Origin of the sequence: Rhizobium sp. TRM96647 (assembly GCF_025780115.1) — a bacterium.
GTDB lineage: Bacteria > Pseudomonadota > Alphaproteobacteria > Rhizobiales > Rhizobiaceae > Mycoplana.
Genome location: NZ_JAOXHF010000001.1, coordinates 385,149 through 398,718, shown reverse-complemented (window position 1 = coordinate 398,718; position 13,570 = coordinate 385,149). Strand labels below are relative to the sequence as shown.

Sequence of the window (13,570 nt, the reverse complement as noted above, 5' to 3'; positions counted from 1 at the left end):
TCGGGCGGATGGATAACCTCTCCCGTGCGTCCCCTTGCATGGTTCGCAGGGATCGATCCGGCCTCGACGGTCGGGAGTCCGAAGGCAGGCGGCGCTTCCGGCGGAGGGACGATGACGACAGGCAATACCGAGGCGGCGCATCCGGCGGGACGGCCCGGAATCCTGGGATGGATGCTCTTCGACTGGGCGGCGCAGCCGTTCTTCACCGTCATCACCACCTTCATCTTCGGCCCCTATCTCGTCTCGCGCATGGCCGCCGATCCGGTGAGCGGCCAGGCGGCCTGGAGCTATACGCTGACGATCTCCGGGATCATCATCGCGCTGCTGTCGCCGGTGCTCGGCTCCATCGCCGACGCCTCGGGCCGGCGCAAGCCCTGGATCGGCGCGCTGGCAGTCGTCCAGATCGTGTCGGTCTGGATGCTCTGGTACGCGGTGCCGGGCACGAGCCTGCTGCTGCCGCTGATGCTGATGGTGCTGGCCACGGTCGCGGCCGAATTCTCCATCGTCTTCAATGATTCGATGATGCCCTCGCTGGTGCCGCCCGAGGAGGCGGGGCGGGTGTCCAACCTCGCCTGGGGGCTCGGCTATCTCGGCGGCATGATGGTGCTGATCGCCGTGGTGCTGTTCTTCGCCGCAAGCCCCGACACCGGGCTGACGGCGCTCGGCATCGCGCCGCTGTTCGGGCTGGATGCGGCCACCGGCGAGGACGCGCGCGTGACGGGGCCGATCTCGGCCGTGTGGTATCTCGTCTTCATCCTGCCGATGTTTCTGTTCACGCCCGATCGCGGCCGGGGTCTTCCCATCATGAAGGCCGTTCGCTCCGGCCTTTCGTTGATCGGCGATACGCTCGGCGAACTCAAGGCGCGCCGCGGCATCCTGCGGTTCCTGGTGGCGCGGATGGTCTATCAGGACGGGGTCAACGGTCTTCTGGCGCTCGGCGGCACCTTCGCCGCCGGCATGTTCGCCTGGCAGACGATGGAACTCGGCATCTACGGCATCATCCTCAACGTGGTCGCGATCGGCGGCTGCTTCTGGGCGAGCCGGCTCGACAGCCGCCTCGGCTCGAAGAGTGTCGTGGTTGCGAGCCTCGCCTGCCTGATCGTCGCCACGCTCGGGATCGTCTCGACGGCGCCCGGGCACACGCTGTTCGGCCTGCTGCCGCTGCCGGGCGAGGATTCCGGCGGGCTGTTCGGCACGGCGGCGGAGAAGGCCTATATCGTCTACGGCCTACTCGTCGGCATCGCCTTCGGCCCGGTGCAGGCGTCCGCCCGCTCCTACCTCGCCAGAAGCGTCGCGCCGGAAGAGGCCGGCCGCTATTTCGGCCTCTACGCGCTGACCGGCCGGGCGACCTCGTTCGCAGCCCCCCTCTCCGTCGGGATCGTGACCAGCGTCACCGGCTCGGCCGCGCTCGGCATGGGGGCGCTGGTGGTGTTCCTCGTCGTCGGCCTCGTCCTGCTGCTGCCGACGCCCTATCCGGCCGACAGGCCGAGGACACCAGCCGCGGTCGCACCCGTTCCATTCGGACATTGACAGCGGCCGATATTTTCGTCAGTTTCCCACCCATTCCGAGGGGGGCATCGTAACGGTGCTGAGATGGCGGTGAGCCGGACCCTTGAACCTGATCCGGGTCATACCGGCGTAGGAACGGAAAACGCCCGCAAGGTGCCTCTTTCTCTTCTCCGCTTCACCTGGATCTCCGTGAAATCGTTCGGGAGATCGACCATGACGCTTGCTGACCATCCGGCCGCCGACAGGCCACGGCACCTGACACGAGGCGGACGCGCCGCGGCCGCCTGACAGGACCATGCGCGCCCTTCACGCGGGGCTGGCCACGGTCACCCTTGCCGCTCTCTGGCAGGCGTCCGTGTGGCTTTTCGCTCCCCCACCCTATCTCCTGCCCTCGCCTGCGGCCGTCGCTTCGGCCTTCGCGGAGCGTCCCGGCTTCTTTGCCGGCCACAGCCTAGTGACGATGACGGAGATCCTGGCCGGCCTCCTGACGGGTACCGTCTTCGGCACTGCCACGGCCTTCGGTATCGCGGCGCTGCCGCGCCTCGGCCAGTTCGTCTGGCCGATGGTGCTGATCCTGCAGGCGTTTCCCGTCTTCGTGCTGGCGCCGATCCTCGTTCTCTGGCTCGGCTTCGGCATGGCCTCGAAGGTGGCGATGACGACGATCATCATCTTCTTCCCGGTTGCCTCCGCCTTTGCCGACGGGCTGCGACGGACCGATCGCACCGTCCTCGACGCCGTGTCGCTGACGCCTGCGACGCACTGGCAGGCGCTTGTTGCCGTGCGGGTGCCGCTGGCGCTGCCGGGGCTCATCTCCGGCCTCAGGGTGGCCGCCCCGCTGGCGCCGCTCGGCGCCGTCGTCGGCGAATGGGTGGGGGCCTCGGCCGGCCTCGGCTTCGTCATGGTGCAGGCGAACGCCCGCATGCAGACTGCGACCGTCTTCGTCGCCATGGCGGTTCTCGCCGCACTGACCGTGCTCTTGCGGCTTGCCGTCGACCGCCTCACCGCCGGCCTCACGCCCTGGGCCGACGAAACCGAAACCCCGTCCTTCCATCCCTTGCGCAGGAGACGTCGCAAACCATGATCCGAATCCTTTCCTTCCTCCTGACATTCGCGCTTGCCGGCATTGCTGCCGGTCCCGCATCCGCCGCCGACAAGCTGACGGTCCTGCTCGAATGGTTCGTCAATCCCGACCATGCGCCGATGGTGATCGCCCGAGAACGCGGCCTCTTCGCCGAGGCCGGCCTGGAGGTCGAACTCGTGCCGCCGGCCGATCCCTCCGCTGTGCCGCGGCTGGTCTCGGCCAAGCAGGCCGATATCGGCGTGCACTACCAGCCCAATCTCTATCTCGACCATGCCGCCGGCCTGCCGCTCGTCCGGTTCGGCACGCTGGTGGAGACGCCGCTGAACACGATCACCGTGCTGGCAGACGGCCCGATCCGCAGCCTGAAGGACCTCAAGGGCAAGAAGATCGGCTTTTCCGTCTCCGGCTTCGAGGATGCGATGCTCGGGCGCATGCTCGCTTCGGAGGGCCTTTCCAAGAGCGACGTCGAGCTCGTCAACGTCAACTTCTCGCTGTCGCCCTCGCTGATCGGCGGCAAGGTGGATGCCACGCTTGGCGGGTTTCGCAACTTCGAGCTGACGCAGATGCGGCTGGAGGGCCACGAGGGCCGCTCCTTCTTCCCCGAGGAGCACGGCGTGCCGGTCTATGACGAGCTGGTCTTCGTGACCCAGAAGGATCTCGTCGCCGACGATCGCCTGCCGCGCTTTCTTGCCGCCGTGGAGACGGCTGCCGTGTTCATCACCAACCATCCGGACGAAGCCTGGCAGATCTTCGTCAAGGCCTATCCGGATCTCGACGACGCGCTGAACCGGCAGGCCTTCACCGACACGCTGCCGCGCTTCGCCAAGCGACCGGCGGCACTCGACCGCGGGCGCTACGCGCGGTTCGGCGCCTTCATGCAGGAGAGCGGCCTGATTGCGGTGGCGCCGGCCGTCGACGCTGTCGCGGTCGAGCTCCGGTGAGCGCGATGGGTACCTATCCGACGCCGCAGGCGGCGGCCCTTGTCCTTGCCCGCGTGCGGGAGCGAAGGCCGCGGGTCCACTGCCTGATGAACACGGTGGTGCAGAAATTCACCGCCGACGGTATCACCGTCGTCGGCGGCATCCCGTCGATGACCTCGTCGATGGAGGAGATCGCCGACTTCGCCGCAAGGGCGGATGCGCTGACGGTCAATCTCGGTACGCTCGATGCGGAGCGCCGGCGGGTGATCTTGCGCGCCGTCGAAGTCGCCAAGGCGGCCGGTAAGCCGTGGATCCTCGATCCCGTCCATTGCGACTATTCGCCCTCCCGCCTGGCCTTCGCGCAGGAGCTCATCGCGCTCGGGCCGACCATCGTGCGCGGCAATGCGGCCGAGATGGCGCTGATCGGCGACGACGGGCCGGGCCTGCGCATCCAGACCGGTGCGGTCGACCGGATCGGCAGCGGCGGCGAAGCGATCCGCGTCGAAAACGGCCACCGCTGGATGGCCGAGGTGACGGGGACGGGATGCCTGACCGGCAGCGTCATCGCCGCCTTCCTGGCGGTGGAGCCGGATGCCGTCCTCGCCGCGGCGAGCGCCCTTGCGGTCACCGGCGTCGCAGCCGAACGCGCCGCCACCATCGCGCGCGGCCCCGGCAGTTTCGGCGCCGCCTTTCTCGATGCGCTGTCCGTGGTCGGCGAACGGGAGCTTCTCACCCATGCAAGGATCCAACATGACCAGGATTGACTATCGGCTGAATGCGCTGGTGGATGCCGGGCTTGCCGACCTCGGCCCGCTTGCCGCGCTCGCTCAGGCGGCGGCCCGAAACGGCGCGACGCTGATCCAGTATCGCGACAAGACCGCCTCGACGGCGGCAATGATCGAGCAGGCGAAGGCGATCGGCGAGGCGCTCAAGGGCATCGGCGTGCCGTTCGTCGTCAACGACCGTGTCGACGTGGCGCTGGCGGCCGGCGCCGACGGCGTACATCTCGGAGCCGACGACATGGATGCGCAGACGGCGCGCCGGCTGCTGGGGCCGCAGGCGATCATCGGGCTGACGGTAAAGAACGCGACCGATGCGGACCGCGCCGGCCGGGCGCCGGTCGACTATGCCTGCATCGGCGGCGTGTTCGAGACGCTGTCGAAGACGAACCCGGACCCGCCGGTCGGGATCGACGGGCTGAGGCTGTTGCGCGAGCAGGTGCGCGCCCTCAATCCGGCGCTGCCGGTCGGCGCCATCGCCGGCATCGATCTTGCCCGCATCCCCTCCGTCATCGCTGCCGGCGCCGATGGCGTGGCCGCGATCTCCGCGATCTTCCGCAGCCGCGACACGGCACGGGCGACGGCGGCGTTCCGGGCAGCCGTCGACGTGGCGCTCGAAGGGAGAGCGGCATGACCGCGATCGCACTCACCATCGCCGGGTCCGACAGCGGCGGCGGCGCCGGCATCCAGGCGGACATCAAGACGTTCTCGGCGCTCGGCGTCTATGGCGCGAGCGTGCTGACCGCGGTCACCGCGCAGAACACGAAGGGGGTTGCGGCGGTGGAGGATATCTCGCCGCCGATGGTGGCGGCGCAGATGGAGGCGGTGCTGACCGACCTCTCCGTGGGCGCCGTGAAGATCGGCATGGTCTCGCGGAGCGAAACGATCGCGACGATCGCGGACGGTCTGCGGCGGTTCGGCCTGCGCCCGGTGCTCGACCCGGTGATGGTGGCGACCTCCGGCGACCGGCTGCTGCGGGAGGAGGCGATCGCCGCGCTGGTCGGGGAACTCGTGCCGCTGTCGCTGATCGTGACGCCGAACCTGCCGGAAGCGGCGCTGCTGACGGGGACGCCGGTCGCCGCCGACTGGGCCGCCATGACCCGCCAGGCCGAGGCGATCATGAAGGCCGGCGCGGGCGCGGTGCTCGTCAAGGGCGGCCATGGCGACGGCGCCGAGAGCGCCGACCTCTACTTCGACGGCAATGAGGTGCGCCGCCTGTCGGCCCCCCGGATCGAGACACGGCACGACCACGGCACGGGCTGCACGCTGGCGGCGGCGATTACCGCCAACCTCGCCAGGGGGTACGACCTCTTCGCGGCGGCCGCCATGGCCAGGGCCTACCTGCAGCAGGCGCTCCTGGCCGGGCGCGACCTCGCCGTCGGGGGCGGCCGGGGGCCGGTGCACCATTTTCACCGCTGGTGGCCGGCTTGAGCCGGCGGCTGCTTGTATCGATGGAGGCCGTGCTCGGCCTTCTGTGCGCGCTTATCCTTGCCGCACTCCTTGCTATCGTGCTGGCCTCCGTCGTCCTGCGCTACGTCTTTCATACCGGCGTCGTCGGCGTGGAGGAGCTGTGCATATGGCTGCATGTGGCGCTGATCGCGCTCGGCATGCCGCTGGCCCTGAACGGCGCGCTGGCGATGCGGATGGACCTGTTCTCGCGCAGCCTGCCGGCACGTTGGCGGCAGTTTGGCGGCGACGTCTTCAGTGTCGTGGCGGCGCTGGTGATGGTGTCCGGCAGCCACGAGATCATGGGGCTGCTCGGCGGCGTCTCGCCGATGCTGGGGCTGCCGGAATGGGTGCGGTTCGGCTTTCTCGGCGGCGGCGGCCTGCTGCTGCTCGCAGCACTTCTGCTGAAGCGGATGGCGGAGGGCCGGCTGGTGCCGGTGCTATCGTCCCTTGGCGTCGGGGCGGCCGTCTACCTGGCGGTGCCGCATCTGGCGGTCGGGACGACCCTGCCGCCGAGCCTGTTCCTCGCGCTCGTCGCCGGGCTCGGCCTCATGGCCGCCGCGCCGCTGCCGCATGCCTTTCTCGCCGCCGCCTATGTGGCGATCGCCTTCGGCGCGAGCCTGCCGGAACCGGCGATCGTCTCCTCCGCCGTCTCCGGCATGTCGCGGTTCCTGCTGCTGTCGATCCCCTTCTTCCTTCTCGCCGGCGGACTTCTGACCGTTTCGGGAGCCGCCGGGCGCCTGGTCCGGCTGGCCAAGGCGCTGGTCGGCCACCGGCGCGCCGGCCTGGCGCAGACGACGCTGCTTTCCGGCGTTTTCTTCTCCGGGGCCTCCGGCTCGTCGGTCGCCAACGCCGCCTTCGGCGCGTCGACCTTCTATCCCGAACTCGTCCGCAACGGCTATCCGCCGCCGAAGGCCGGCGCGATCATCGCTGCGACCTCGGTGCTGGACAACGTCATTCCGCCGTCGATCGCCTTCCTGCTGCTGGCGGCGGCGACCAGCCTGCCGGTCGGTCCGCTGCTTGTCGGCGGCGTCTTCGCCGGGGGGCTGATGGCGGCCTGCCTCGCCGTCGCCATCCACGCCTGCGCGGACGAAGGCAGTTCGGGCCGGCCGGCATCCAGAGACGACCGGAGGACGGCCGCGGCAGCCGCGCTGCCGGCACTCGGCCTCGGCGTGATCGTCGTTGCCGGCATCCGACTCGGCATCGTCACCGCGACGGAGGCTGCGGCGGTCGCCGCCTTCTATACGCTCGCCCTCGGGATGGCCGCAGGAACGACGGCCGGAACGCTCTGGTCTTCCTTCCGGCGGGCCGCGGCGGAGGCGGCCGCGATCGGCCTGCTGATCGGCTCGGCCGGCCCGTTTGCCGCACTTCTGGCCATGGACGACATCGCCGGCGCGGTGGCGCAGGTGGTCTCGGGTTTCGGCGGGGGGGCGCTTGCGGTGCTGCTGCTGTCGAACGTGGTGCTGCTGCTCCTGGGGCTGGTGCTCGACATCGGCGCGGCGATCCTGCTGCTCGGCCCGATCCTACTGCCTGCCGCCGTCTCGGCGGGCATCGATCCCGTCCAGTTCGGCGTGATCGTGGTCGTCAACCTGATGATCCACGGTCTGACGCCGCCGCTCGGCATGCTCGTCTATGTCGTCGGCGGTGTCACCGGGGTGCCGGCGCCGGCGCTGTTCCGCGCCGTCCTGCCCTACCTCGCAGCCCTGCTCTTCTCCCTCTTCCTTCTCAGCGCCTATGCGCTTCTGTCGTGATCGGAGCCTTCATGACCCGCCTGACCCGCCGCCTGTTCCTCCGCTCTTCCGCAACGGCCGCGATGCTGGCCGCGCCGGCGCTCGTGCGCCCGGCTCACGCGCGCGCGACGACGATCACCGTCGCCTCCCTGCTCGGCGAGGACAAGCCGGAAACGAAGATCTGGCGGCAGATCGCCGGGACGGTCGAGGCGCGACTGCCCGGCCGGTTCCGCTTCAACGTCGTCGCGAACGGGGCGCTCGGCGGCGAGAAGGAGGTGGCGGAGGGGGCCAGGCTGGGCTCGGTCCATGCGAGCCTCGCCACCCTGTCGTCGCTGGCGGGCTGGGTGCCGGAAGGGCAGATCCTCGACCTGCCGTTCCTCTATCGGGATGCGGACCACGTGCGCCGGGTTATCGAGGGGCCCGTCGGCGAGGACCTGAAGCTCAGGCTGCAGGCGCAGAACTTCGTCGTCGGTGGGTTCATCGACTATGGCGCCCGGCACCTCCTGACCAAGGAACCGGTCACCGAGCCGGCGCAGATGCAGGGGATGAAGATGCGCGTGATCCAGAGCCCGCTTCACACGAGGCTGTGGAACGCCTACGGCGCCATTCCCGTCGGCGTCCCCATCACCGAGACCTACAACGCGCTCTCGACCGGCGTGGCCGATGCGATGGACCTGACGAAGTCCGCCTATGCCGGCTTCAGGCTCTACGAGGTCGTGCCGTACCTGTCCGAGACCGCCCATATCCGCGCCTCCGGCGTGGTCTATTTCGCCGCCGGCTTCTGGAACGGGCTTCCGGAAGCGGAGAGGGAGGTCCTGCGGGAGGCTTCGGCGCTGGGGGCCGATGCTTTCAACCGGCTGATCGTCGAGGACGAGGCGGCGTCCGTCCGGCAGGCGATCGCGGGCGGCGGCGAGGTCGTCAAGGTCGATGCGCGGGAGGCGTGGGAGCGCGGGGCCGAGATCGTGTGGCGGGACCTTGCGGACGTCGTCGGCGGCTGGGACAGGATTGCGACGGTACAGGGGGCGTAGGCGATTTTTGGCGTGGCGACGATGCCTCCTGCGCAGCCAATAGGGCTATCCCCAAAAGACCCGCCGCGGGCAGGGCCCGATTACGCGGCCCGCGTACAGGAATAAGGGGTGTAAAGGTCAGGGTTGCTGACGGCATTGCCCGCACTGCGTGTGGCGAGGGATCCTGCCGCCGCGCCTGCCGGAGCGTGCTCAATAATTCAATTTAGATCCAAGGATTTAGCTCTCATCCATTCCCGGCGGTCGCCAAATGCGTGTGCGAGCCCGATGTGATTCCATGCAACCTGATGACACGGCAGCGAAAAAGGCGCGGTCGGCTGCCTTCACCCGCATCATCCGGGAGAGATATGCGCGCTACCGCGCGCTTAGCGACATGGCGTAGGGATCAATCTTCTTGTGGTCCGGATGCACACCTTATCTAAGACCAAAGGTTGTGCGTTCCGTGACGGCAATGGCCACCGTGCACCCACCTTACGACTGTGAAGGCAGCCAATATCATCATTGTTAGAAGCACTTAACTTCTGGATTCCGCCTGGGGCCCGGCTGATACTTCGACACTTTCGACGGTCAAGGCTCGAGGGTATCGCGTGGTTGAAATTCATCCGACCGCCATTTTCTTCGGTAACGGCACATTGCTCCTTCGCTGCGCGGAAGCCTTCCGCGCAGCGGGCGGAAGGCTCGCCGGCATCGTCACCACCGATCCGCAGATCGCCGCCTGGGCGGAGGCCGAAGACCTCTCCCACGGGGCGTTAGACGAGGCCGAGATCGGGCAGGAGGCGGACTATATCTTCAGTGTCGCCAACCTGACCGTCCTGTCGCCGGCGACGCTGCGCAGGGCGAGGCTTGCGGCGGTCAATTTCCACGACGGGCCGCTGCCGGCGCGGGCGGGATCGAACGTTCCGGCCTGGAGCGTCATCGAGGGTGCCGCCGAGCATGCGGTGACGTGGCACGAGATGACCGGGCACGTGGACGCCGGCAGCGTGCTGAAGCAGCGGCGCTTCCCGATCGGGCCCAACGACACGGCCTTCAGCCTCAACGCGCGATGCTACGAGGCCGGATTCGAGAGTTTCTGCGAACTGCTGCCCGAACTGATGGAAGGGCGGTGCGCGCCATCGCCTGCCACGGGCGAACGGGGCTGGTATGCGAAGGCGAAGCGGCCGGAGGCGCTCGGCACGCTCGATTTCGCCGCGTCGGCGGGCGCGCTCTGCCGCATGGTGCGCGGCCTGAACTTCGGCGGCTATGCGAACCCGCTCGCGCTCGCCAAGCTGTGGACGGGGACGGCGCTCCTGACGGTCGGCCGGCTCGAGATCGTCACGGACGTTGCGGGAACGGCCGGAGCCGTCGTCGCCAGCGACGGCGATACGGTCACCGTCATGGCGGCCGATGCCGGCGTGCGGCTGGGCGGGCTCGCCGATCTCTTCGGCAGGCCGGTCGATCCCGTCGCAGCCGGGCTCATGCCAGGCGTCGTGCTGCCATCGGTTCGCGACTGCCCCGCGCCGGAGCCGGCGGAGACGGGCAAGGCCGAGCCGGAATGGGAAGCCGAATTGCGGCGGGCCGTGCCGGCGCTGCCGCCCTATCCGCTGTCGCACACGGCCGGCAGCGGCACGGCATTGCTCGAGGCGGAGCAGGCGGACGCCGACACGCTTGCGGCGGCCTGGCTCGCCTGGATCGCGGGCCTGACCGGGCAGGCGCGGGCGACGATCACCTGCCTCGAACCGGACGCCCAGGCTCCCCGGCCGTCCCGGGTCCCCTGGCTTTCGGACCGGCGCCCGGTCACGCTCGACATCGCAGCCGGCATGACGCCGCACGATGCGACGGAGGCGTTGCGGCTTGCGCGGCAGGCCGCGTTCGCGCGGGCGCCGATGGCGGCGGATCTGCCGCTGCGCCTCGCCGACGCGGAAGCGAGACAGAGGGCGCAGCAGGCGCTCGGCGTCGTGTTGGCAACGCGGGCGGAACAGGGGCCAGAGGGTGCCGCCGTGCAACTCTGCGCCGATCCGCCGTCGATCCGCATCGCAAGCGGCCGTTTCGCGCCGGCGGTGCTCGCAGCGCTTGCCGCGGACTTTTCCGTCTTTCTCGGCGCGTTCGTGGCGCGGGCGGGCGCGCCGCTTGCGACCCTGCCGCTCGGACGCGAGATGGCGGCGGAGCGAAACGATGTTTCGGGCGCCGAACCGCGCACGATCCATGCGATGGTCGCTGATATATGCGCCTCGACGCCGGACGCACCGGCGCTGGAAGCGGGTGCGACCCGGCTGAGCTTTCGCGAGCTCGACGCCCGGGCGGCGCGGCTGGCGGGCGCGCTCGCCGAACGCGGCGCGGCGCCGGGCGTCGTCGTCGGGCTCTGCCTCGAGCGCTCCGTCGAACTGGTGGTGGCGATGCTCGCCATCCTCAAGACGGGGGCGGCCTACCTGCCGCTCGATCCCTCCTATCCGGCCGAGCGCATCGGCTTCATGCTCGAGGATTCCGGCGCGCCGATCGTCGTGGCGAGCCGTTCTGCGGCCAGCCGGCTGGCGCTCGATCCCGGCATCGTCATCCTGCCCGACGCGGTCGGGCCCGCTGTCGAGGATGCGCGCGGCACGCCCGGCGACCTCGCCTATCTCATCTATACGTCCGGCTCGACCGGCCGGCCGAAGGGCGTGATGATCGCCCACAGGAACGTTGCCAACTTCTTCGCCGGCATGGACGCCACCGTGCCCCTTTCCCAAGGAGCGCGCCTGCTGGCGGTCACGTCTGTGTCCTTCGACATCTCGGTGCTGGAAATCCTCTGGACGCTCGCCCGCGGCGCGACGCTGGTGCTGCAGGCCGACGGGGCGGGCGAGGGCGCGCTTCCGGCCTTTTCCCTCTTCTACTTCGCCTCCGAGGCGGCCGGCAGCGGCCACCAGGCCTATCGGCTGCTCCTGGAAGGGGCGCGCTTTGCCGATGAGAACGGCTTCGAGGCGATCTGGACGCCGGAGCGGCATTTCCATGCCTTCGGCGGGCTCTATCCGAACCCGGCCATCAGTTCTGCAGCCCTTGCCGGGCTGACGAAGAACGTCAAGCTGCGCGCCGGATCGACCGTGATGCCGCTGCATCATCCGGTGCGCGCGGCCGAGGACTGGGCGCTGGTCGACAACCTCTCCAACGGCCGTGCCGGCCTGGCGCTGGCCTCGGGCTGGCAGCCCAACGACTTCCTGCTCCGGCCCGAGGCCTTCTCTGACCGGAAGGAAATCATGCTTCGATCGATCGAGACGCTGCGGACGCTCTGGCGGGGCGAGGCGATGACGTTTCCGGGACACGACGGCGAGCCGGTCGAGATCCGGATCCATCCCCGTCCGGTGCAGCGGGACATGCCGCTGTGGCTGACCGCAGCCGGCAATCCCGAGACGTTCGAGGCCGCCGGTCGGCTGGGCTGCGGCGTGCTCACCCATCTGCTCGGCCAGACGCTGGCGGAGGTCGAAGACAAGATCCGCGCCTACCGCGTGGCGCGCGCGAAAGCCGGCCATGCCGGCCCGGGCCACGTGGTGCTGATGCTGCACACCTTCATCGGCGAGGACGAGGAGGCGGTGCTCGCGGCCGCGCGCCAGCCGATGAAGAGCTACCTGAAGAGCGCCGTCGATCTCGTGCGTCGCGCCGCCTGGACCTTCCCGACGATCGTCGAGCGGGCCGGGAAGGCGGGGATGACCCCGCAGGAGGTGTTCGAGAAAGAGGAGCTTTCCGCTTCCGAACTCGACGCGCTGCTCGACCATGCCTTCGAGCGCTACTACCGGACGGCGGGCCTGTTCGGAACGCCGGAGACGGCCGGGGAGATCGTGCGCAACGTGGCCGCCATCGGCGTGGACGAGATCGCCTGCCTGATCGACTTCGGCGTCGAGGCCGAGACGGCGCTCGCCAACCTGCCGAACATCCGGCGGCTGATGGACAGGCTCGCGGCCGAGGGCGGGATTTCCCGCAAGGCTTCCGTCGCCGAGGACATCGTCGCCGGCGGCATCACCCACCTGCAATGCACGCCGTCGATGGCGACCTATCTCGCCGGCGATCCGGCCGGGCGGCAGGCGCTCGGACGGCTTGACTGCATGATGGTGGGGGGCGAGGCCTTCCCGCCCGATCTCGCCCGCAGCCTGCGGGCGGCGTTGCCGGGGACGCTTCTCAACATGTACGGGCCGACGGAAACGACGATCTGGTCCTCGGTCGCGCGGCTGGATGCCGTCGGCGACCGCGTGCCGCTCGGCGCGCCCATCGCCAACACGGATCTGAGCGTGCGCTCGCCCACGGGGCTGCCGCTTCCGAACCTGATCGAGGGCGAGCTCTGGATCGGCGGCGCAGGGCTCGCCCGCGGCTACTGGGGCCGGCCGGAACTGACGGCCGAGCGCTTCGTGGATACGCCCGAAGGCCGCTACTACCGCACCGGGGACCTCGTCCGCCGTCATCCGGACGGAACGCTGGAGTTCCTCGGCCGGATCGACGGACAGGTGAAAATCCGCGGTCACCGGATCGAACTCGGGGAGATCGAGGCGCTGCTCGCCTCCCAAGACGGTGTCCGGCAGGCGGCTGTCAGGGCGGTGGAATTCGGCCAGGGCGACGTGCGCCTCGTCGCCTATGTGACGGCCGGCAAGACGCATCCTGCCATAAGCGGGCTGCGTGCGCTCCTCGCGGCCAAACTGCCCGACTTCATGGTGCCGTCGCAGATCGTCGTCCTGGAGCGCATGCCGCTGACGCCGAATGGCAAGATCGACCGCAAGGCGCTGCCCGTGCCGCAGGCTCGTGCGGAACGAGGCGAGATGACGGCGGCGGAAGGCGACGTCGAGGCCGGCATCGTCGAAATCTGGCGCGAGGCGCTTGGGCTCGACGAGGTCTCGGTCACGGAGAACTTCTTCGACCTCGGAGGACATTCGCTGTTGGTCGTCCAGGTCCAGCGCCGGATGAGGGAGAAGCTCGGGCGCGAGGTGGCCATCACCGATCTCTTCCGCTTCCCCACCATCCGCGCGATTGCCGCGCACCTGGCAGGCGGGGCCACCGCGACGGCCAGCGCGGCCGATCGTGGCGCCGCGCGGGCCGCCGCACGCCTTGCCCGCTTCGGGCGACGTTGACGGCGGCAGGGACCGCT

Annotated in this window: 9 protein-coding genes and 1 riboswitch; all 9 genes read left to right on the top strand. The window is 69.6% G+C overall.

Going from position 1 to position 13,570, the window contains the following annotated elements:
- Positions 1–111 precede the first annotated feature (111 nt).
- Complete coding sequence (locus OCK02_RS01785) at positions 112–1,530, top strand: MFS transporter (RefSeq protein ID WP_263811539.1); 1,419 nt, start codon at positions 112–114, stop codon at positions 1,528–1,530.
- A 28-nt stretch (positions 1,531–1,558) separates the two neighbouring features.
- Positions 1,559–1,662, top strand: a riboswitch (TPP riboswitch).
- A 142-nt stretch (positions 1,663–1,804) separates the two neighbouring features.
- Positions 1,805–2,590: an ABC transporter permease gene (locus OCK02_RS01780; RefSeq protein WP_263811538.1), complete on the top strand. Its 786-nt coding sequence runs from the start codon at positions 1,805–1,807 to the stop codon at positions 2,588–2,590.
- Positions 2,587–3,531 (top strand): ABC transporter substrate-binding protein, encoded by a 945-nt coding sequence (locus OCK02_RS01775; protein WP_263811537.1) that lies wholly within the window; start codon positions 2,587–2,589, stop codon positions 3,529–3,531. The genes OCK02_RS01780 and OCK02_RS01775 overlap by 4 nt, the downstream gene beginning before the upstream one ends.
- A gap of 5 nt (positions 3,532–3,536) precedes the next feature.
- Positions 3,537–4,274: a hydroxyethylthiazole kinase gene (locus OCK02_RS01770; protein ID WP_263811536.1), complete on the top strand. Its 738-nt coding sequence runs from the start codon at positions 3,537–3,539 to the stop codon at positions 4,272–4,274.
- Positions 4,261–4,923: a thiamine phosphate synthase gene (gene thiE / locus OCK02_RS01765; protein WP_263811535.1), complete on the top strand. Its 663-nt coding sequence runs from the start codon at positions 4,261–4,263 to the stop codon at positions 4,921–4,923. The genes OCK02_RS01770 and thiE overlap by 14 nt, the downstream gene beginning before the upstream one ends.
- The gene (gene thiD / locus OCK02_RS01760; protein WP_263811534.1) at positions 4,920–5,720 is read left to right on the top strand and encodes a bifunctional hydroxymethylpyrimidine kinase/phosphomethylpyrimidine kinase; all 801 of its coding nucleotides are present in this window, start codon (positions 4,920–4,922) and stop codon (positions 5,718–5,720) included. Before thiE ends, thiD begins: the two co-directional genes overlap by 4 nt.
- A gap of 20 nt (positions 5,721–5,740) precedes the next feature.
- Positions 5,741–7,486 (top strand): TRAP transporter large permease subunit, encoded by a 1,746-nt coding sequence (locus tag OCK02_RS01755; RefSeq protein WP_318530108.1) that lies wholly within the window; start codon positions 5,741–5,743, stop codon positions 7,484–7,486.
- 11 nt (positions 7,487–7,497) lie between these two features.
- Complete coding sequence (locus OCK02_RS01750) at positions 7,498–8,493, top strand: TRAP transporter substrate-binding protein (RefSeq protein WP_263811533.1); 996 nt, start codon at positions 7,498–7,500, stop codon at positions 8,491–8,493.
- Between the two features lie 584 nt (positions 8,494–9,077).
- Entirely contained in the window at positions 9,078–13,553 is a 4,476-nt protein-coding gene (locus OCK02_RS01745) for a MupA/Atu3671 family FMN-dependent luciferase-like monooxygenase (RefSeq protein ID WP_263811532.1), read from the top strand.
- The last annotated feature ends 17 nt before the right edge of the window (positions 13,554–13,570 follow it).

Coding starts and splice junctions, on each gene's coding strand:
- OCK02_RS01785 (WP_263811539.1), top strand. CDS start 112: ATGACGACAGGCAATACCGAGGCGGCGCATCCGGCGGGACGGCCCGGA.
- OCK02_RS01780 (WP_263811538.1), top strand. CDS start 1,805: ATGCGCGCCCTTCACGCGGGGCTGGCCACGGTCACCCTTGCCGCTCTC.
- OCK02_RS01775 (WP_263811537.1), top strand. CDS start 2,587: ATGATCCGAATCCTTTCCTTCCTCCTGACATTCGCGCTTGCCGGCATT.
- OCK02_RS01770 (WP_263811536.1), top strand. CDS start 3,537: ATGGGTACCTATCCGACGCCGCAGGCGGCGGCCCTTGTCCTTGCCCGC.
- thiE (WP_263811535.1), top strand. CDS start 4,261: ATGACCAGGATTGACTATCGGCTGAATGCGCTGGTGGATGCCGGGCTT.
- thiD (WP_263811534.1), top strand. CDS start 4,920: ATGACCGCGATCGCACTCACCATCGCCGGGTCCGACAGCGGCGGCGGC.
- OCK02_RS01755 (WP_318530108.1), top strand. CDS start 5,741: ATGGAGGCCGTGCTCGGCCTTCTGTGCGCGCTTATCCTTGCCGCACTC.
- OCK02_RS01750 (WP_263811533.1), top strand. CDS start 7,498: ATGACCCGCCTGACCCGCCGCCTGTTCCTCCGCTCTTCCGCAACGGCC.